This window comes from Roseibium sp., from assembly GCF_039982295.1.
Lineage (GTDB): Bacteria > Pseudomonadota > Alphaproteobacteria > Rhizobiales > Stappiaceae > Roseibium.
The window spans coordinates 264,172-281,236 of sequence record NZ_JBDWYP010000092.1 but is presented as its reverse complement, the minus strand read 5'-3'; the positions used below and the strand labels follow the sequence as shown (position 1 = coordinate 281,236).

General features: G+C 58.8%; 17 protein-coding genes. 7 read left to right on the top strand and 10 right to left on the bottom strand.

The annotated features are described in order from the left end of the window. Nucleotides 1-7: 7 nt before the first annotated feature. The gene (locus ABJZ52_RS21510; RefSeq protein ID WP_348186843.1) at nt 8-850 is read left to right on the top strand and encodes a DUF1194 domain-containing protein; all 843 of its coding nucleotides are present in this window, start codon (nt 8-10) and stop codon (nt 848-850) included. A gap of 30 nt (nt 851-880) precedes the next feature. On the opposite strand, the gene ABJZ52_RS21505 is transcribed toward ABJZ52_RS21510, so the two are convergent. The 6 genes from ABJZ52_RS21505 to ABJZ52_RS21480 form a co-directional block, all read right to left on the bottom strand. After that, a complete protein-coding gene (locus ABJZ52_RS21505; protein WP_348186841.1) occupies nt 881-2,923 on the bottom strand; it encodes an ASKHA domain-containing protein in 2,043 nt (680 codons plus the stop codon). Between the two features lie 15 nt (nt 2,924-2,938). Beyond that, nucleotides 2,939-3,898, bottom strand: a complete 960-nt coding sequence (locus tag ABJZ52_RS21500; RefSeq protein ID WP_348186839.1) for a methyltetrahydrofolate cobalamin methyltransferase — start codon at nt 3,896-3,898, stop codon at nt 2,939-2,941. After that, nucleotides 3,895-4,776, bottom strand: coding sequence for a methylenetetrahydrofolate reductase (locus tag ABJZ52_RS21495; protein ID WP_348186837.1), 882 nt, complete (start codon nt 4,774-4,776; stop codon nt 3,895-3,897). The genes ABJZ52_RS21500 and ABJZ52_RS21495 overlap by 4 nt, the downstream gene beginning before the upstream one ends. Beyond that, entirely contained in the window at nt 4,773-5,084 is a 312-nt protein-coding gene (locus ABJZ52_RS21490) for a virulence factor (protein WP_348186835.1), read from the bottom strand. The genes ABJZ52_RS21495 and ABJZ52_RS21490 overlap by 4 nt, the downstream gene beginning before the upstream one ends. Before the next feature lie 118 nt (nt 5,085-5,202). Further along, nucleotides 5,203-5,862: a DUF1638 domain-containing protein gene (locus ABJZ52_RS21485; protein WP_348187166.1), complete on the bottom strand. Its 660-nt coding sequence runs from the start codon at nt 5,860-5,862 to the stop codon at nt 5,203-5,205. 31 nt (nt 5,863-5,893) lie between these two features. Then, on the bottom strand, nt 5,894-6,595 hold the full coding sequence (locus tag ABJZ52_RS21480; RefSeq protein ID WP_348186833.1) for a B12-binding domain-containing protein: 702 nt from the start codon (nt 6,593-6,595) through the stop codon (nt 5,894-5,896). 288 nt (nt 6,596-6,883) lie between these two features. On the opposite strand from ABJZ52_RS21480, the gene ABJZ52_RS21475 reads away from it, so the two are divergent. Together ABJZ52_RS21475 and ABJZ52_RS21470 are read left to right on the top strand one after the other, a co-directional pair. Then, complete coding sequence (locus tag ABJZ52_RS21475; protein WP_348186831.1) at nt 6,884-8,119, top strand: aromatic ring-hydroxylating dioxygenase subunit alpha; 1,236 nt, start codon at nt 6,884-6,886, stop codon at nt 8,117-8,119. Nucleotides 8,120-8,123: 4 nt separating this feature from the next. Continuing rightward, nucleotides 8,124-9,200 (top strand): hybrid-cluster NAD(P)-dependent oxidoreductase, encoded by a 1,077-nt coding sequence (locus ABJZ52_RS21470; RefSeq protein ID WP_348186829.1) that lies wholly within the window; start codon nt 8,124-8,126, stop codon nt 9,198-9,200. Between the two features lie 19 nt (nt 9,201-9,219). On the opposite strand, the gene ABJZ52_RS21465 is transcribed toward ABJZ52_RS21470, so the two are convergent. From ABJZ52_RS21465 to ABJZ52_RS21455, 3 genes are all read right to left on the bottom strand, one after another. Further along, a complete protein-coding gene (locus ABJZ52_RS21465) occupies nt 9,220-10,890 on the bottom strand; it encodes a formate--tetrahydrofolate ligase (RefSeq protein WP_348186827.1) in 1,671 nt (556 codons plus the stop codon). A 205-nt stretch (nt 10,891-11,095) separates the two neighbouring features. Beyond that, a complete protein-coding gene (locus tag ABJZ52_RS21460; RefSeq protein ID WP_348186825.1) occupies nt 11,096-11,290 on the bottom strand; it encodes a DUF2892 domain-containing protein in 195 nt (64 codons plus the stop codon). Between the two features lie 137 nt (nt 11,291-11,427). Further along, nucleotides 11,428-12,663, bottom strand: a complete 1,236-nt coding sequence (locus ABJZ52_RS21455) for a crosslink repair DNA glycosylase YcaQ family protein (protein ID WP_348187164.1) — start codon at nt 12,661-12,663, stop codon at nt 11,428-11,430. 104 nt (nt 12,664-12,767) lie between these two features. Here ABJZ52_RS21455 and ABJZ52_RS21450 point away from each other — a divergent pair, with 104 nt between their 5' ends. Both ABJZ52_RS21450 and ABJZ52_RS21445 read left to right on the top strand, forming a co-directional pair. Further along, nucleotides 12,768-13,247 (top strand): sulfite exporter TauE/SafE family protein, encoded by a 480-nt coding sequence (locus tag ABJZ52_RS21450; RefSeq protein ID WP_348186823.1) that lies wholly within the window; start codon nt 12,768-12,770, stop codon nt 13,245-13,247. After that, nucleotides 13,192-13,509 carry a TSUP family transporter gene (locus ABJZ52_RS21445; RefSeq protein WP_348186821.1) on the top strand — a complete coding sequence of 106 codons (318 nt, stop codon included), beginning with the start codon at nt 13,192-13,194 and terminating at the stop codon, nt 13,507-13,509. The genes ABJZ52_RS21450 and ABJZ52_RS21445 overlap by 56 nt, the downstream gene beginning before the upstream one ends. A 20-nt stretch (nt 13,510-13,529) precedes the next feature. Here the strand turns inward: ABJZ52_RS21445 and ABJZ52_RS21440 are convergent, their stop codons facing one another. Further along, the gene (locus ABJZ52_RS21440) at nt 13,530-14,540 is read right to left on the bottom strand and encodes a GlxA family transcriptional regulator (RefSeq protein WP_348186819.1); all 1,011 of its coding nucleotides are present in this window, start codon (nt 14,538-14,540) and stop codon (nt 13,530-13,532) included. A 374-nt stretch (nt 14,541-14,914) separates the two neighbouring features. Between ABJZ52_RS21440 and ABJZ52_RS21435 the strand changes: the two genes are divergently transcribed. Both ABJZ52_RS21435 and ABJZ52_RS21430 read left to right on the top strand, forming a co-directional pair. Continuing rightward, nucleotides 14,915-15,727: a ferredoxin--NADP reductase gene (locus ABJZ52_RS21435; protein ID WP_348186817.1), complete on the top strand. Its 813-nt coding sequence runs from the start codon at nt 14,915-14,917 to the stop codon at nt 15,725-15,727. A 259-nt stretch (nt 15,728-15,986) separates the two neighbouring features. Continuing rightward, the gene (locus tag ABJZ52_RS21430) at nt 15,987-16,841 is read left to right on the top strand and encodes an N-acetylneuraminate synthase family protein (protein WP_348186815.1); all 855 of its coding nucleotides are present in this window, start codon (nt 15,987-15,989) and stop codon (nt 16,839-16,841) included. Nucleotides 16,842-17,065 lie beyond the last annotated feature (224 nt).

The following is a 17,065-nucleotide window of genomic DNA, read 5'->3' as shown; positions in this document are numbered from 1 at the left end:
CAATTTGATGTACCTTGTGCCAATGGGATACATCCGTGCGTTGAAGCCGGTTGCCGGCGCCATGATTTCTGCCTTGCTTTTTGCGTGCCTGCCGCTCAAGGCGCAGGAGCGTATCGACGTCGCACTTGTCTTGGCCGTCGATGTCTCACGCTCAATGTCCTACGAAGAACTCCGGATTCAGCGGCAAGGCTACGCATCGGCTATTGCCAGCCCGGAAGTCATCAGGGCGATCGGTCAGGGTGCCTATCGCCGGATTGCCGTCACGATGTTCGAATGGGCGGGCAATTTTCATTCCCGTGAAATCCTCGGCTGGACGCTGATAGAAAGCCCGGCTGACGCGGAGGCGATCGCAGCACAGCTGTTGGAAGGGAACAGCGCAGGCGCGCGGCGGACGTCGATTTCCGGGGCGATCCGGCATGGCGCCAGCCTTTTCGAAAGCTTGCCTTATCTGGCGGATCGCCACGTGATCGATATCTCTGGCGACGGTCCGAACAATCAGGGGCTTCCGGTGACCGAGGCGCGCGATGAGGCGCTGACGCAGGGTATTACGATCAATGGCTTGCCGATGATGACGCGTGGCGGCCTTGGGTCGCAGTTCAACATCGATGATCTCGACGAATACTATCGCCGCTGCGTGATCGGCGGGCCCGGCAGCTTCGTGGTCCCGGTGAATGCCTGGGATCAATTTGCCGAAGCTGTCCGACGCAAACTGGTGCTGGAGATCGGGTACGACCTGTCGGTGCCACGCGTCTGGCGCGCCCAGCTCTTGTTTCAAAAGCCCTATGACTGCCTGATCGGCGAAAAGCTCAGACAGCAACGCATGTGGCAATACGATGATTTTGACCGGTGAGTGCGCGTGCAGGTGGCTAACAGCGGTCAGCTAGCTCTGGCGGCGACGGCGGCGTCTGGGCGTGCCGTTGTCCCCGGACGTTGCGCGGCGTTCGGGCAATGACATCGCAGCGCGCAGGTGTTCGAACGGGTCGACCTTGTTCGGAAGGGCCATCGCGTTGACGAAATGCTCCTGGAATTTCGGCTCCAGTGCCGTTTCGATCTTCTCTATCTCGCGCACGGTTTTTTCCACCTCGCGGCGATGGTCGGTGTTGAGCAACGCCATGCGAGCGCCCGTTCCCGCCGCATTTCCGACACCCGACACGCCGTCGAGTGGACAGTCGGGGATGAGGCCCAACACCATGGCGTAGCTCGGATCGATGTAGCTGCCAAAGGCACCTGCCAGCCGGATGCGATCAATGCGATTGGTGCCCAGCTTGTCCTGCAGGAGTTTGACGCCGGCATAAAGCGCAGCCTTCGCAAGCTGGATCGCTCGAATATCCGTTTGCTGAATTGAGATTTCGATGCCATCCGAGGCAATGGAATAAGAGAAGGTTCGCCCGGTGGCTATAATGCGCGGCGTTCGCGCAGCCATCGCGCCGTCAATGACGCCGTCTTCAGTGATCAGGCCGCTGAGGAACATTTCCGCCACCGCCTCGATGATGCCTGACCCGCAGATGCCGGTCACGCCGACCTGATCGACCTTCTCGGCAAAGCCTTCTTCATCCGACCACTCGTCAACACCGATCACCTTGTAACGCGGTTCCAGCGTATCCCTGTCGATGCGAATGCGTTCGATTGCGCCGGGCGCTGCCCGTTGGCCAGACGATATCTCGGCGCCTTCGAAGGCTGGGCCTGTCGGTGAGCTGGCCGCCAGCAGACGCTCCCGGTTGCCGAGAACGATCTCGGCATTGGTGCCCACATCAACCAGCAGCATGATCTCGTCGCCCGAGCCGGGAGCTTCGGCCAGGGTCGCGGCGGCCGCGTCCGCCCCCACATGACCTGCAATACAGGGCAGCATGTAGACGCGTGCGCCCGGGTTCATTTCAAGATCCAGATCCCGGCCCTTGAGATGGAGCGCATCTGAAACGGCCAGGGCAAAGGGCGCGCCGCCAAGTTCGACCGGGTCTATGCCTAGGAACAGGTGATGCATCACCGGATTGCCAACGAAGGTGGCATCCAGAATGTCCGTTCGCTCGGCACCGACGTCCGCTGCAAGTTTCCCGATCAGGGCGTTGACCGCCTCGCGTACTGTGCGCGTCAGGTCGGGCAGTCGTGCCGGGTTCATCTGAACGTAGGAGACCCGCGACATCAAATCCTCGCCGAAGCGGATTTGCGGATTGGAGGTGCCTGCGGAGGATACGGTTCGGCCTGTGGCTAGGTCGCAAAGATGGGCCGCAATGGTCGTTGAACCAATGTCGACGGCGAGCCCGTAGGTGGTCGCCTTTTCGCCCGTCCAAATGGCAACAATGGTCGCCGGGGCGTCACCATCACGATGAACAGCGGCCGTTACACACCACTTTCCTTGACGCAGAATTTTTTGAATCTCTGGAAGAAGAAACGGATCTATCGTAATAAAATCGCTCGATAATTGATCGTGTGCGATCTTGTCACGAACGGCGTCACGCAGTCGGTCCGCGTCACCGCGAGGTGTTTCCATATCTGGTTCTGCAAGCGTCACGGTGACGAGGGAAAGAGCGGACCTTGGGCTGATTGCCCTGGCCTCGGCGCGCTTGCGCACGACCTGCCGGTTGGTCTGCGCATCGGTCGGTACATCCACCACGAGGTCGCCGAGGATCTTCGCCTGACAGGATAACCTTCTGTCGGCCTGCATGTTGCGCAAGGAACGATAGCGGGCTTCCGCCTCACTTTCGTCTCCAAGGTGGTCAGCCGAACTTGTCAGGGCCTCCTTGGCAAACGCACCTTCCGAAACGGAGATTTGGCACCGGCCGCAAATGCCGCGCCCGCCGCAGACAGATTCGACATAGACCCCGAGTGAGCGGGCCGCATCCAGAAGAGGCGTGCCGATCGGGAAGGTGCCCCGCCGTCCGCTGGGCTGGAACACGACCCTTGCAGTTTGTGCGGGCTCAGTCATGGGAAAGCGCCGACCTCAATCTGCTGCTGCGCCTCGACGGCCGGCACGGCCACCCCGGCGGCGGCCGGTTGCAGGCGCTGCAGTTTCCACGCTTGCCGCAGCGCTCGAAGCAGCGGGCGTATGGTCACGGTAGGTCATGATCCAGTCCTGGCAATTGGGATCGTGGCCAGCCAGAACGTTTGCCGCTCGGACCATTTCCATTTCCTGTGGTCGGCAGGGGTTCATGATCGCGCTGGTCATGCCTGAGGCGATGACCATGGGAATGAAAGCGGCATTGATGCCGTGGCGATGGGGCAAGCCGAAGGATACATTGGAAAGACCGCAGGTCGAATTCACCTTCAGCTCTTCCTTCAGTCGCCGGAGAAGCTTGAACACCTGGTCTCCAGCGGATCCCATCGCTCCGATCGGCATGACCAGCGGGTCAACCACAATGTCATGAGCTGGAATGCCGAAGTCTGCCGCACGCTCAACGATTTTCTTTGCGACCGCAAAGCGGACATCGGGATCTTCTGAAATGCCGGTTTCATCATTCGAGATGGCGACCACCGGCACATCGTATTTCTTGATCAATGGCAGGATGGCTTCGAGTTTTTCTTCTTCGCCCGTCACCGAATTGACCAAGGGGCGGCCCTTGGCGACCTTCAGGCCGGCCTCAATGGCAGCCGTAACAGAGGAATCGATGGAAAGCGGGACGTCGACGAGCCCTTGAACCAGCTCAAGTGTCTGAACAAGCAGAGGAGGCTCGGTCTCGTTCGGATTGACGGCCGTCACACCGGCATTGATGTCGAGCATGGTGGCACCGGCAGCGACTTGCGCAAGTGCATCGGCGGTGACCGTGTCGAAATTCCCGGCAACCATTTCCGCTGCAAGCTTCTTTCGGCCCGTAGGGTTGATCCGTTCGCCAATCACGCAAAATGGTTGGTCGAAGCCGATTGTGATTTCCTTCGTGGCTGAGGCAACAACGGTGCGGGTCATTGGGCGATCTCCTGAGGTGTCACGCTGGCTGCGTCCCGAAAGGACCAGCTGCCGCGCATGTTGAGCCACTCGGATGTCTTGGCGACGCCGCCGAATGGATAGACATGGATCTGGGCGAGCGGCGTTTGAGGTTCGCGCTGGAGACGGGCTTCGAGCGGCGCAACCATTGTCTCCGGGTCATATCCAGTTAGCATGGAGACCACGGATCCGCCGCGCTTCTTCAGGAAGTTGAGGGAGTTTTCGACGCCGGCGAAGGCGGCATATTTCAGCAGCGTCGTCATCTTGGCAGGTCCTGCAACGCCCACATGGACCGGGAACCTGTTGCCCCATTGCGTCAGCGTGTCGAGCCAGAGGTTCAGCCGCACCGGGTCAAAGCCGAACTGGGTGACGATGTGGAAACTGGCGTCGCTTTCCGCTGCCAGCTCGTGCTTGCGCTCAAGGAAGCTCCGGATGACCTCGGGAGGGATATCTGGCGCGCCTTCCGGATGACCCGCAACACCGACGCTTCCAATGCCCAGCCTGTCGAACAGCCCGGTCTCAAGTAGCGCGACAGAAGAGGTGAGGGGGCCGCTGACGTCTGCTTCGCCGGCAATCGCCAGCACATGGCGAACACCCGCTTCTTGCGTCAAACGCGTGATCCGGCGTTCGAAAGCGGCAAGGCTTGGATAGCGCCGCGCTGCCATATGCGGAACGGGCAGATGGCCACTCTCGGTCAGCCGTGCGCTGGCCGCAACGATCTGATCTTCCGGCGCGTTGCCGAGATCTGTCACATAGACGCGCGTTCCGGCAGGAATGAGCTCAAGAAGCTCTGGTTTCTCCATGACTTGCCGCGGCGACATCTCGGTGGAAGCGGGCAGGGGCGTTGCAATCTGCATCATGCTCTATCTCCAGCTGCCCAACCTGCGTTGGCGATCAGGGCTTTGATCAAGGGCTTTTGATAGGTGTCGACAATCTCTGCGAGCGCGCTGTCTGCCTCTGGCTCCAGATCATCGGAGACCTCGACCGGGTCGGATCGGCGCCATTCGGCAAGATAGGCTTCGCTGTCCTTCGCACCGACTTTCATCGCGCAGGCGTCAATCGCCTCCATGAAGACCGGCGGCAATTCACGGCGCGCAGCCTTGCGGCCTTGCTTGATCAGGACCTGGGCCGGGATATCCCGCCAGTAGACGATGATTTTGTGTGCCATCAGTGCTCCCTCGCTCCTCCCCCGAGCGCGTCTGGACCAACAGTGTCGGGCCGGTCGCATGTCCAGACGAGGGATTGCGTCATGGCGGCATGGAAAAGCGACGCGGGGAAATTTTGTCTCATGAGCTCTGGCCGCCCGGATCGGAGGCGTTGCCCGGAGCATTCAGGAAATCTCCCAGCAAGCCGTATCCGGTGCGGGTCATCTCGAAGGGCAGGCCCAGTCTCTTTGCGGCAAACCGGGCGGCGTTTTCAAGCATGGGGTCATCGGTTTGCGCCATGTAAAGCACACGTGAATAATTGCCGAAATAAAGGTCCCGCAGTTCGGGGTTCCAGTCGAGCCCGAGAGGCTCAATCACCATCGTCTGGAAATGTCGCGCCAGAAAATCGGTCAGATAGAAGGTGCCGAGCTGATCCTGTTCAAGCAGGTCGAAGGCTTCAATGCCGGCGAAAAACGCGTAGCAATGCGCTCCATCGATCCGCCGGGCATCAGTGTCTTCGAGAACCCTGTCCAAAAGACCGCCGGTGCCGCAATCGGCATAGGCGACCAGAATTTCGCTGTAGTGGTTTCTGTTTTCCTCGATCGCTGCTTTGACAGCTTCGGGGATCTTGTCGGGAGTGTTGTGAAGTTGGGCCGGCAGGCATGTCAATTCGACATGATCGAGTTGATTGGCCGCGCAAATCGCGAGGATCTCGCGGGCAAGGGCGCCGCAGGCGATGACGAGAACCGATTTTGCACCAGCAGGCGCGCAATCGTCGCCGTGAGGGAGAGGGGTGTCGATGTTGGACACTGCCTCCTCCCGCAACATGGTCTCAGACCTTGCCGGCCAGCTGATTGTGCTTGCGCGCAATCAGGTCCTTGGCGCTTTCAACGGCAACCGCAGCATCGCGGCAATATCCATCGGCGCCGACAGCCATGCCAAATTCCTCGTTGAGAGGCGCGCCGCCCACCAGGACGATGTAGTCGTCCCGAATGCCCTTCTCGATCATCGCGTCAATCACGACCTTCATGTAGGGCATTGTCGTGGTCAGAAGAGCCGACATGCCAAGGATATCCGGCTTGTGCTCTTCCAGTGCAGCCAGATAGTTTTCGACCGGATTGTTGATGCCAATGTCGATCACCTCAAAACCGGCTCCTTCCATCATCATGGAAACCAGGTTCTTGCCAATGTCGTGAATATCGCCCTTGACCGTGCCAATGACCATCTTGCCGACCTTCGGCGCGCCGGTCTCGGCGAGTAGCGGCCGCAGAATGCCCATGCCCGCTTTCATGGAATTGGCGGACAAAAGAACTTCCGGAACAAACAGGATGCCATCTCGGAAGTCGACGCCGACAATCCTCATGCCTTCGACAAGGGCTTTGGTCAGGACGTCATAGGGTGTCCAGCCACGTCCCAGAAGGATGTTGACCCCTTCCTGGATTTCATCAGCCAGACCGTCATAGAGGTCGTCATGCATCTGCTCGACGAGTTCATCGTCGGTGAGGCTGGCGAGATCGATATCATCGTCCGACATGGTGGCTCCGTCCCTGGCTGGTATACGCCTGTCATCGACAATGAATCCGGGTCGGCGGTCGGGGTGTCTTTAAAACGACGTGCGAAGTCGCACCTGCGACAGATTTGGCCCCACTCATCCACAAGTGAATCCGCCGATAATCAGCCCGGCGGACAGGCGTGTCCGAAACCGGCATTTCGGTGTCGGTTTCGTTGCAATGCGGTGTGTTCTTGTGGTGCTAAGCACAATGGAGACATACGGTTTCTTGTCATCGCATATTCTCGCCTACAGGCTTCTGGAGTCACGCCCATGTTGACGGCTCAACAATCGCTCGAACTGCTGCATCGCCACCGCCAAGGTCATGCCCTCGAGCAGGCATTTTACAGTGATCCGGACATCTACCAGATGGACCTGGAAACCTTCTTCTACAAAGAGTGGCTTTTTGCCATCGCCACCTGCGAGCTTCCCAAGGCGGGCAGCTACGTCACACACCGTGTTGGTGATTATGGCATCATCATCGTTCGTGGAACCGATGGCGAGATCCGTGCCTTTCACAACACCTGCCGTCACCGCGGCTCGGTCCTGTGCAAGGCGGCAAAGGGCAATGCGCCCAAGCTGGTCTGCCCCTATCACCAGTGGACTTATGAACTCGACGGCAGTCTTCTTTGGGCGCGTGACATGGGTACCGATTTCGACGCCTCCAAGCATGGTCTGAAATCTGTCGCCTGCCGGGAACTGGAGGGACTGATTTATATCTGCATGGCAGATACGCCACCGGATTTCGAACGCTTTGCGGAAACGGCACGACCTTATCTTCTGCCCCACGGGCTCGAGAATGCAAAAGTCGCGTTCGAGAGTACGATTACCGAGAATGGCAACTGGAAGCTGGTCTGGGAAAATAACCGTGAATGCTATCATTGCGGCGGCAATCACCCTGCGCTCTGCCGGACATTCCCGGATGACCCCTCGGTGTCGGGCATCGGCGAAGGTGGTGAGACCCCGCCCTACTTGCAGGCACATTTCGAGCGCTGTGAAGCCAAGGGGCTACCGTCACAATTTCATCTGGCGGAGGACGGTCAATTCCGTCTGGCGCGCATGCCGCTCAAGGAAGGCGCTCTCAGCTATACGATGGACGGAAAATTCGCGGTCACGCCGTGGCTGGGGCGTGTCATGCTGCCTGACGCCGGCACCTTGCTGAAGTTCCACTACCCATCGACCTGGAACCATTTCCTCGCCGATCATTCGATCGTCTTCCGGGTCACGCCAGTGTCGCCCATGGAAACCCAGGTGACGACCAAATGGCTCGTGCACAAGGATGCGGTCGAGGGGCGCGACTACGACATTCAGCACCTGACCGAAGTCTGGATGACGACCAATGACGAGGATCGTCAGGTGGTTGAGGACAACCAGATGGGCATCAACTCACCGGCTTATGAGCCCGGTCCCTATTCACCGTCGCAGGAGTCTGGCGTGCTGCAGTTCGTCGACTGGTATCTGGACACCTTGCGCCGCAACGTCGCGCCGCAAGTGATTGCAGCGGAGTAAGACCTTGAGCGACCTATCTCCGATCCAGGGTTCCGGCGTCTGGAAAGACAGCGAACTGTTGGAATGCGTTTCCGTCATTCCGGAAGTGCCCAACACGATGACCTTCTCGTTCCGCGCGCCCTCCGGCGCGTTGTTCGACTATCTGACTGGCCAGTTCTTGACGCTGGAGATCCCTGTGCCCGGCGGCCCGCTTCACCGGACCTATACGATCTCCTCGTCGCCATCACGTCCACGCTCCTTGTCGGTCACCGTAAAGGCCCAGGAAAATTCCATCGGAACCCGGTGGATGCTGGACAACCTGGTGCCCGGCATGAAGATCAAGGCCATCGGTCCGGCTGGACATTTCTCCATGGTCCATCATCCTTCGGACAAGTACCTTTTCATTTCTGCGGGCTCGGGCATTACGCCGATGATGTCCATGACCACGTGGATGTTCGATCTGGGATCCGAGCCGGATATCGTCTTCATCAATTGCGCGCGCCGCCCGTCGGAAATCATCTTCCGGGAGCGCCTGGAGCATATGGCCAGCCGGTCTCCGGGCATCAATCTGAAGTTCGTTGTCGATGGGCCGGACCTTTATCGTCCCTGGACCGGCTACGAGGGACAATTCAACCAGCTGATGCTCGGGCTCATGGCGCCGGATTATCTGGAGCGCGAGGTCTACTGCTGTGGCCCCGAGCCCTTCATGCAAGCGGTTCGCGAAGCGCTTCAGGGGCTCGGCTTTGATATGGACCGCTACCATCAGGAAAGCTTCCACGCTCCGACGCAGGCCGTTGAAGAGCTACCGGCAGTGGATGACGTTGTTCCTGACGAGGATTCAGGCGCTGAAATCCGCTTTGCCCTTTCCGGCGTCACGGCCAAATGCAAGGAGACGGATACGGTTCTGGCAACGGCACGTGCCTCGGGCCTCAACATTCCCTCAGGCTGCACCTTTGGTGTTTGCGGGACCTGCAAGGTCAGGAAGCGCAAGGGCGAGGTGCATATGGTGCACAACGGCGGTATCTCGGAGGATGAGATCGCAGAGGGCTATATTCTAGCCTGCTGCTCTCATCCCATCGGCAAGGTGGATGTGGACGTGTGATCGTCGCCCGGGTGAGAGGCTAAAATAGCCCCTCGATCTGACCTTTGCCGTCCAGTCCAATGTGGTTTGCCGAGGGAACCCTTGGCAAACCGGGCATGGTCATGATCTCTCCGCAGATTGCCACGACGAAGCCCGCGCCCGCTGACAGCCGAACCTCTCGGACCGGCACGCTGTGACCTGTCGGGGCGCCGCGCAAGGCGGGATCCGTCGAGAAGGAATATTGGGTCTTGGCCATGCAGACCGGAAGATGTCCGAAACCGTCGGCCTCCCAGCGGCGCAACTGATCCCGCACCGACTTGTCTGCCAGAACGTCATCCGCCCGGTAGATGCGCTTCGCGATCTGCTCGATCTTTTCAAAGAGCGGCATGTCGTCAGTGTAAAGCGGCGCAAATTGCGCGGTGTCGCTTTCGGCGAGCTCCACCACCTTGTGGGCCAGGGTTTCTGTGCCCGCGCTTCCATCAGCCCAATGTGTCGCCAGAACGGCCTCTGTGCCGTGGCTGGCGCAATAGGCATTGATGGCCGCGATTTCCGCGTCCGTGTCCGCGGTAAAATGATTGATTGCGACGACAGCTGGCACGCCGAACTGTTTGACGTTCTCTATGTGGCGGCCCAGATTGGCGCAGCCTTTTGCAACTGCCTCGACATTCTCTGATCCCAGATCTTCTTTAGCGACACCGCCGTTCATCTTGAGCGCACGGACGGTCGCGACAATCACCACGGCCTTGGGGGAAAGCCCTGCCTTGCGGCATTTGATATCGAAGAACTTCTCTGCACCCAGATCGGCGCCGAAGCCCGCTTCCGTCACCACGTAGTCGGCAAGTTTGAGCGCGGATCTTGTGGCCATGACCGAGTTGCAGCCATGGGCGATATTGGCAAAGGGGCCGCCATGGACGAAGGCCGGATTGTTTTCCAGGGTCTGGACCAGGTTTGGCTGGATTGCCTCCTTGAGAAGGACAGTCATCGCACCGTCTGCCTCAAGCTCTCGTGCCGTGATCGCACTCTTGTCGCGCCTGTAGGCGACGATGATATTGCCGAGGCGGTCCTGCAGGTCTTCCAGGCTGGTCGAGAGGCAAAGGATTGCCATTATCTCGGAAGCGACCGTTATGTCGAAACCGGCTTCTCGGGGAAATCCGTTTGAGACGCCTCCTAGGGAGCTGACGATCGTCCGCAGGGCGCGGTCGTTCATATCCATGACCCGGCGCCAGGTGACGCGGCGGGTGTCGATCTCCAGCGCATTGCCCCAGTAGATGTGATTGTCGATCAGCGCCGACAGGAGATTATGCGCAGATGTGATCGCGTGAAAGTCACCGGTGAAATGGAGGTTGATGTCCTCCATGGGCACGACCTGTGCCTTGCCGCCGCCAGCGGCGCCACCCTTCATGCCGAAACAGGGACCGAGAGAGGGTTCGCGCAGGCATACGGCTGTCTTCTTGCCGATCCGGTTCAAACCATCGCCGAGCCCGACAGTGGTCGTGGTCTTGCCTTCACCTGCCGGGGTAGGGCTGATCGCCGTGACGAGAACAAGCTTTCCATCTGGTCGGTCCGCGAGAGAACTCAGAAAATCACTCTCGATCTTGGCCTTCGTCCGGCCGAACGGGATGAGGGCGTCTTCTGGAATGCCAAGTTTTTCGCCGATATCGGCAATGGGCCGCATCTTTGCCGCGCGCGCAATCTCGATATCACTGCTCATGCCAGGGCTTCCTCTCGTGCGATCATGATGACTTGTATTTGCTGCTGCCTTGCTTTGGCGAGAGCTTATTTGATGTCATTCAAAACGCTAGAGGTATGCGCGCTGCAACAAAGATCACATATGCGACAGCCCGGGGAGTGAAAGCGACACGATTAGTGGACGCAGCAACCCCAAGGACGGCCAACATGCGACCGCATTTGGTGGCTCAGTTGAGTTCTGGCTTGCTGTTGCGTGTCAGAAAACGAACAAGCGGGCACATGTTGGTGGCCGAAGTGAACATCATGTGGGCTCCGGCGAAGCCTGTCAGCCACAGCCAGTTCTGATTCTGGTAGACGGCGAGAAGAACGGAGGCCAGGACGATTGCACCAGCGACGAAGATCAGTTTGCGTTCCATGGACATTTTACAGTCTCCAGCAGGGCCAAGTTGGTCAAAGTATATATTCACTAAATTGAACATATACGCTTTGCGCTTGTCCTGCCAGAAGAGATCCTTGCGGCAAAGCGTCCTGCGGAGGCTCCATGTGAGAGCGATGAAGATCAGCTGAACGGCGTCCGGAGCCAGCCGTCTGCATAGTCGACCCTGGAGACGCCGGCGAACCTTGCCATTCTCGCCAGTTCGCCATCAAGTTTGGCGAGGCGTCCCTTTGAGGTTTTGATACCCTGCTCTGGCCAGAAGGCGGTGACCTGCAGCCTGTCTTCGGCTCGAAACGCCTTCATGTCGATACGCCCGACCAGCCGCTCACCCTCCAGAACAGGGAAGACGTAATAGCCGTACTTGCGCTTGGGTTCAGGTACGAAGACTTCGATTCGATAGTGAAAACCGAACAAACGTTCTGCGCGCTTTCGATCGCGCAGCATCGGGTCAAAGGGGGACAGAATGCGCAGGCGCGATGTTGCCGCTTCCAAAGCGTCTGCCTCGGCCAAAACGTCCGGGAAGGCAAAACTGCGCCGAGGTGTCAGGTCTTCGCCGCAGCCGATCATAACCTCGATGATCCTGCCTACTGCGAGTTCTTGCGCGCACCAACTTTTTGCTTCCTGCGGTGTCACGATATCAAAGAATGCGGCGATCTCTCCGGAGGTGGCGAAACCCAGCCGAGTGAGGGCCTCCTCACATGCCCAGCTGACCGTGTCCTGCGGGTCGGGCAGGGCGGCCAGTTGTTGCTGAGGAATGACACGGGTACTCAGATCATAGACCTTTTGAAAACCGTCCCGGCGGCAAACCGCCAGTTGACCGGAGCGCCAGAGATATTCGAGCGCCGTCTTGGACGGGTGCCAGTCCCACCAGCCGCCGCTCTTGCGCTCTTCGTCCTTGCCGACATCTCCGGAGGTGACCGGCCCATGCGCTTCGATCCGTTTCAGAACGGCGTCGAACTTTTCCTCGAAGCCGTCGCGCCGCCAGTTGCGCCATCTGCCCTTCAGCTTCTCGGCATCTCGCGCGAACTTCAGCTTCCAGTGGGGGTAAAAACGGATCGGGATTACGGAGGCATCATGCGTCCAGTGCTCGAACAGGTGTCCGTCCTTCTCGTAGAGAGACTTCAGGAACTTCTCGCGATAGGCCGGTCGCCTCGCAGCGATGATCATGTGGTGCGCTCGTGCCACCGTGTTGATGCTGTCAAGCTGGACAAAGCCGAGGTCTTCGATGACCCCGAGCAGGTCCGAGCCCTTGCCTGGTCCCTTGGGTGTCTGCAACAGGCCGTGCCGCGACATGAACAGGCGGCGGGCGGTGGAGTTGGGAAGATGCGGCAGGGCGGCCGTGTCGAGAGGCTGGGTCATTCGACAAGTGGTAGCAGCATCTTTCGTGCGAGGTGAACCCGAAATGCGAAGTGCGATTGCCGATCGGTTTTCTTTCTCGTGCCGCATTCATTAGCATTTCCCGAATGACCGATCCGATTCTTGTTCCCCTGATCATTGCTGTTTTCTGTCTCGCAGGCCTTGTGAAAGGCGTCATCGGGCTTGGACTGCCAACGGTTGCGCTCAGCCTGATGACAGTTGTCACAGACCTGCCGACGGCCATGGCGCTTATGTTGGTGCCAACCTTTGCCACCAACGTCCTGCAGGCCCTGACCGGCGGGCACGCCCTGGAGATCGTGAAGCGGATCTGGGTTTTTCTGCTTCTGGCGACGGGGGTGGTCTGGCTCGGAGGTCTGGTGCTGGAAGGGGCGGACCTGTCCTTGATGTCTGCCTTGTTGGGCGTTGTGCTTGTCGCCTACGCCCTTCTCGGATTATCAGATGAAGACGCCGGCAGGGGGGGAGCAGGGGCTCGGTATTGTTTTCGGCGCTGTGAATGGAATGCTGACCGGCATGGTCGGATCCTACGCCGTGCCGGGGGTCATGTACCTGCAAAGCCTGGGATTTGACCGCAATCAGTTCGTCCAGGCGATGGGCATGCTGTTTCTCGGCTCGACGATTGCACTGGCGCTGACGCTTTCGGGAAACAACCTGATGACACAGGAAATGGGGCTGACGTCGCTTTGGGCAACAGCTCCGGCGTTTCTGGGCTTTTTCGCAGGGCAGGCGATCCGGAAGAGGCTGTCGGAGAGCCTCTTCCGGAAATTGTTCTACACAGGTCTTCTGATCCTTGGTCTCTTCATCGTTGCGAGACCTGTTTTCTCGGGCTGACCCGGCTTCAACGGTTCAGGTCAGCGAACCGCCTGAAGGGATCTGCTTGCGTCAGTGCCCCACTGGTAGGTCTGACGTTCCTCGGTCGGAGTGCAGCTGAACCGTTCCCGGTAGCACTTCGTGAAATGCGAGGTTGAGGCGAAACCGCAGGCGAGCGCAACATCCAGCACGGGCCGACCTGTTCTGCGTAGAAGATCGCGTGCGGTCTCCAGGCGAAGGCGCAGGTAGTACTGGCCGGGCGTGCAGTTGAAATGACGGCGGAAAAGCCGCTCCAGCTGGCGCGGAGACAGGCTGACGGTCATTGCAAGCTGCTGGCAGCTCAGCGGGTCTTCGATATGCAGATCCATGATACGCACCGCATCGAGAATCTTGGCGTTCGAAATGCCCGTACGCGCCTCTGCGTCGTGGCGCTGGGCGCTCTCGCCGGAACGGATGTTCTGGTAAAGCGATACCTCCGCAATTTCATGGGCAAGGTGCGCGCCATGCTGGATTGCGATCAGTCGCAGCATCATGTCCATCGAGGCCATGCCGCCCGCGCAGGTGATGCAATTGCGGTCGATGGCGAAAATGTCGGCACGCACTTCGACGTCCGGAAATTCCTCGCGCAACGAGCGCAGGTTTTCCCAATGAATTGTGCAGCGTCGGCCATCCAGAAGATGGTATCTGGCCAGCAGATAGGACCCCGTGCAGATGGCGCCATAAGTGCGCCCCATCGCGTTCAGGCGGCGCAGGCGCTTGCCGAGCTCCGGGTCGACCGGAAGTCGCTCAACATCCAGGCCAGTACACAAAAGTGTAACGTCAGCGTCATCCAGTTCGCGAATAGAAGATTGAACCGAAATTTCGACGCCGTTGCTCGCCGTGACAGGATTGCCGTCTAAGGAGTAAGTCTTCCACGTATAGTACTCTTTTCCGAGCAGCCTGTTTGCTAGTCGCAAAGGTTCTATGACCGATGAAAACGCTATCATCGAGAAGCGATCAAGGATGACGAATGCTATCCGTTTTCCTTCTGAATACTGTTCCCGATCGGACATGGTTTCAGTCCTTTTGAAGTGTCTGGAAAGTGTAAGTTTTTTTATTATTTCGAGAGTGCTTCGAATTCTCGTTTCTGTCAAACAAGTCTTGCACTTGAACTTGTTTATGCCCTCTTCGGGTTGCCGTCACCAAACACCTGCACAACGCTTCAGCCATTCCAGGGCGATTTTTTCGCCAAATGCTCTTTTGAGAGCCAGTGACCGGGAAGCCGGCTCTGACGGTGGGGATATTTGTCGCTGCCAGCGGGCGATCGGGATCAATTTTCTGCCATTTCTGCAAATCAGAGACCGCGATTGCTTCAAATCAAGGCCGGGCAGGTGTTAGAGAGTAGCCTGAATATGTCGACACTATCGTGAGCGGAAGTCCAAACCACATGAATGTCCTTGCCAAGGCTGCCGATCTGGAAGCTGCCGCGCCTGCCGGCGCCTACGTCCAGGAAGTCACTTCGGTCCAGCATTACACCGACCGTCTTTTCAAGTTCCGCATGACGCGCCCCGCGAGCTTCCGCTTCCGGTCCGGGGAATTTGTCATGATCGGACTGATGATTGACGGCAAGCCGCTCTACCGCGCCTATTCGATTGCCAGCCCGTCCTGGGACGAGGAGCTGGAGTTCTTTTCCATCAAGGTGCCCGACGGTCCCCTGACCCAGCACCTGCAGAAGATCCAGCCGGGCGATGCCGTGCTGATGAAGAAGAAGTCGACCGGCACGCTGGTCAACGATGCACTGGTTCCCGGAAAGCGGGTCTATATGTTCTCCACCGGCACGGGCCTTGCGCCTTTCGCCAGCCTGATCCGCGACCCGGATACCTATGAAAAGTTCGAGCAGGTCATCGTGACCCACACCTGCCGCGACGTGGCGGAGCTGAAATATGGCCTCGACCTGGTCGAAGCGACCAGGAACGATCCTCTGATTGGCGAGTTCGCGCAAGAGAAGCTGATTCACTATACCTCGGTGACGCGGGAAGATTACCCCTTCAAGGGCCGCATCACCGACCTGATCGAAAACGGCAAGCTGTTCACTGATCTGGGCGTGCCGCCTCTGGATCCGGCCATTGATCGCGGCATGATCTGTGGCTCCATGGACATGATCAAGGACACAAAGGTCCTGCTTGAAAAAGCCGGCCTGACCGAAGGCGCCAACAACAAGCCCGCCGAATTCGTGGTCGAACGCGCGTTTGTTGGGTGATTCTTTCACGTATAGAGAATGGTTTGAGCGGCCGCCGAGAGGCGGCCGTTTTGCGTCGCCAGTTCTGTTTGGCGCCCGTGTTTCCGGCTTTTTCCAAAGAAAGCAGGGCAGCGAGCGGCGCATCGCCTGCAGAGCGCTGGACAGCCGTGAGTGGTAGTGGCAGGAAGATTGCCTCGACGCTATGCGCGTGACCGCAAAATAGGCATTCTACTTCAGGGACATCGCCTTGAGGCTGAATGGCGAAACGGACCAGGGCCAAATGATCACCGACAGCAGCTGCTATGTCATCGCCGAGATCGGCATCAACCACAACGGCGATGTCGACAAGGCTCTGGAAATGATCCGGGCCGCTCGGGCAGCCGGTTGCGACGCTGTCAAATTTCAGAAGCGCACGATCGACGTCGTCTACTCCCCCGAAGAATTGGCACGGCCGAGGGAAAGCGTTTTCGGCACGACCAATGGCGAGCAGAAACGTGGCCTGGAGTTCGGCAAGGCCGAATATGACCGGATTGATGCCCTCTGCCGGGAGATCGGCATCGAGTGGTTCGCGTCTCCGTGGGACGAAGGATCTACTGAGTTTTTGATGGGCTATGAGAGCCCTTACCTCAAGGTCGCGTCCGCCATGTTGACGGACAGGGATTTCCTTGAGCATTGCGCCCGCACCGGGCGCCCGCTGCTCGTTTCCACCGGGATGAGTGATCTTGACCTGATACGCCGTGTCGTTGCGACCATTGACGTCGCCGGCGGCACAATCGCATGCCTCTATCACTGCACCTCGACCTACCCGACCAAGGATGGCGAGATCAACCTGCGCGGCGTTCAAACGCTCGCAGCAGAATTTCCTGATCTCAAGATTGGCTACTCCGGCCATGAAACCGGCTTGATGCCGACGGTTGCAGCCGTCGCGCTCGGTGCGGTTTCCGTTGAGCGTCATGTCACACTGGACCGCTCGGACTGGGGCTCCGATCAGGCCGCTTCAATCGAGATGAGTGAGCTGACTGATCTGGTGAGCGACATCCGCCGCCTCGAGGTTGCCCTCGGAGATGGAACCATTCGCGTTTACGACGACGAAAAGCCCATTGCCGAAAAACTGCGGCGGAACCAGACAGTCTAGGTGTCTGACGCCCAGACGTTTCTGATTTGATCAGAAAAAACCGGCTCTAGAGCGTACGCATAGCGTTTTGAGCTGTGTAAGTGCCTTAAAGAGCCGGGTGAAGAATTCGTTCTTAGCCGGATCTGTTGCGAGTAGATGGCACGAATCACTTGGAATGGGTTTAATCTAGATCGTCTGCGTGACCACCCGCTGCGCAGAAATGCTCAGACGGAGAGTCGTTTTTC

Excerpts from the sequence above, each read along its gene's own strand:
- ABJZ52_RS21510 (WP_348186843.1), top strand. The coding sequence starts at position 8 with ATGTACCTTGTGCCAATGGGATACATCCGTGCGTTGAAGCCGGTTGCC.
- ABJZ52_RS21505 (WP_348186841.1), bottom strand. The coding sequence starts at position 2,923 with ATGACTGAGCCCGCACAAACTGCAAGGGTCGTGTTCCAGCCCAGCGGA.
- ABJZ52_RS21500 (WP_348186839.1), bottom strand. The coding sequence starts at position 3,898 with ATGACCCGCACCGTTGTTGCCTCAGCCACGAAGGAAATCACAATCGGC.
- ABJZ52_RS21495 (WP_348186837.1), bottom strand. The coding sequence starts at position 4,776 with ATGATGCAGATTGCAACGCCCCTGCCCGCTTCCACCGAGATGTCGCCG.
- ABJZ52_RS21490 (WP_348186835.1), bottom strand. The coding sequence starts at position 5,084 with ATGGCACACAAAATCATCGTCTACTGGCGGGATATCCCGGCCCAGGTC.
- ABJZ52_RS21480 (WP_348186833.1), bottom strand. The coding sequence starts at position 6,595 with ATGTCGGACGATGATATCGATCTCGCCAGCCTCACCGACGATGAACTC.
- ABJZ52_RS21475 (WP_348186831.1), top strand. The coding sequence starts at position 6,884 with ATGTTGACGGCTCAACAATCGCTCGAACTGCTGCATCGCCACCGCCAA.
- ABJZ52_RS21465 (WP_348186827.1), bottom strand. The coding sequence starts at position 10,890 with ATGAGCAGTGATATCGAGATTGCGCGCGCGGCAAAGATGCGGCCCATT.
- ABJZ52_RS21460 (WP_348186825.1), bottom strand. The coding sequence starts at position 11,290 with ATGTCCATGGAACGCAAACTGATCTTCGTCGCTGGTGCAATCGTCCTG.
- ABJZ52_RS21455 (WP_348187164.1), bottom strand. The coding sequence starts at position 12,663 with ATGACCCAGCCTCTCGACACGGCCGCCCTGCCGCATCTTCCCAACTCC.
- ABJZ52_RS21450 (WP_348186823.1), top strand. The coding sequence starts at position 12,768 with ATGACCGATCCGATTCTTGTTCCCCTGATCATTGCTGTTTTCTGTCTC.
- ABJZ52_RS21445 (WP_348186821.1), top strand. The coding sequence starts at position 13,192 with ATGGTCGGATCCTACGCCGTGCCGGGGGTCATGTACCTGCAAAGCCTG.
- ABJZ52_RS21440 (WP_348186819.1), bottom strand. The coding sequence starts at position 14,540 with ATGTCCGATCGGGAACAGTATTCAGAAGGAAAACGGATAGCATTCGTC.
- ABJZ52_RS21435 (WP_348186817.1), top strand. The coding sequence starts at position 14,915 with ATGAATGTCCTTGCCAAGGCTGCCGATCTGGAAGCTGCCGCGCCTGCC.
- ABJZ52_RS21430 (WP_348186815.1), top strand. The coding sequence starts at position 15,987 with ATGATCACCGACAGCAGCTGCTATGTCATCGCCGAGATCGGCATCAAC.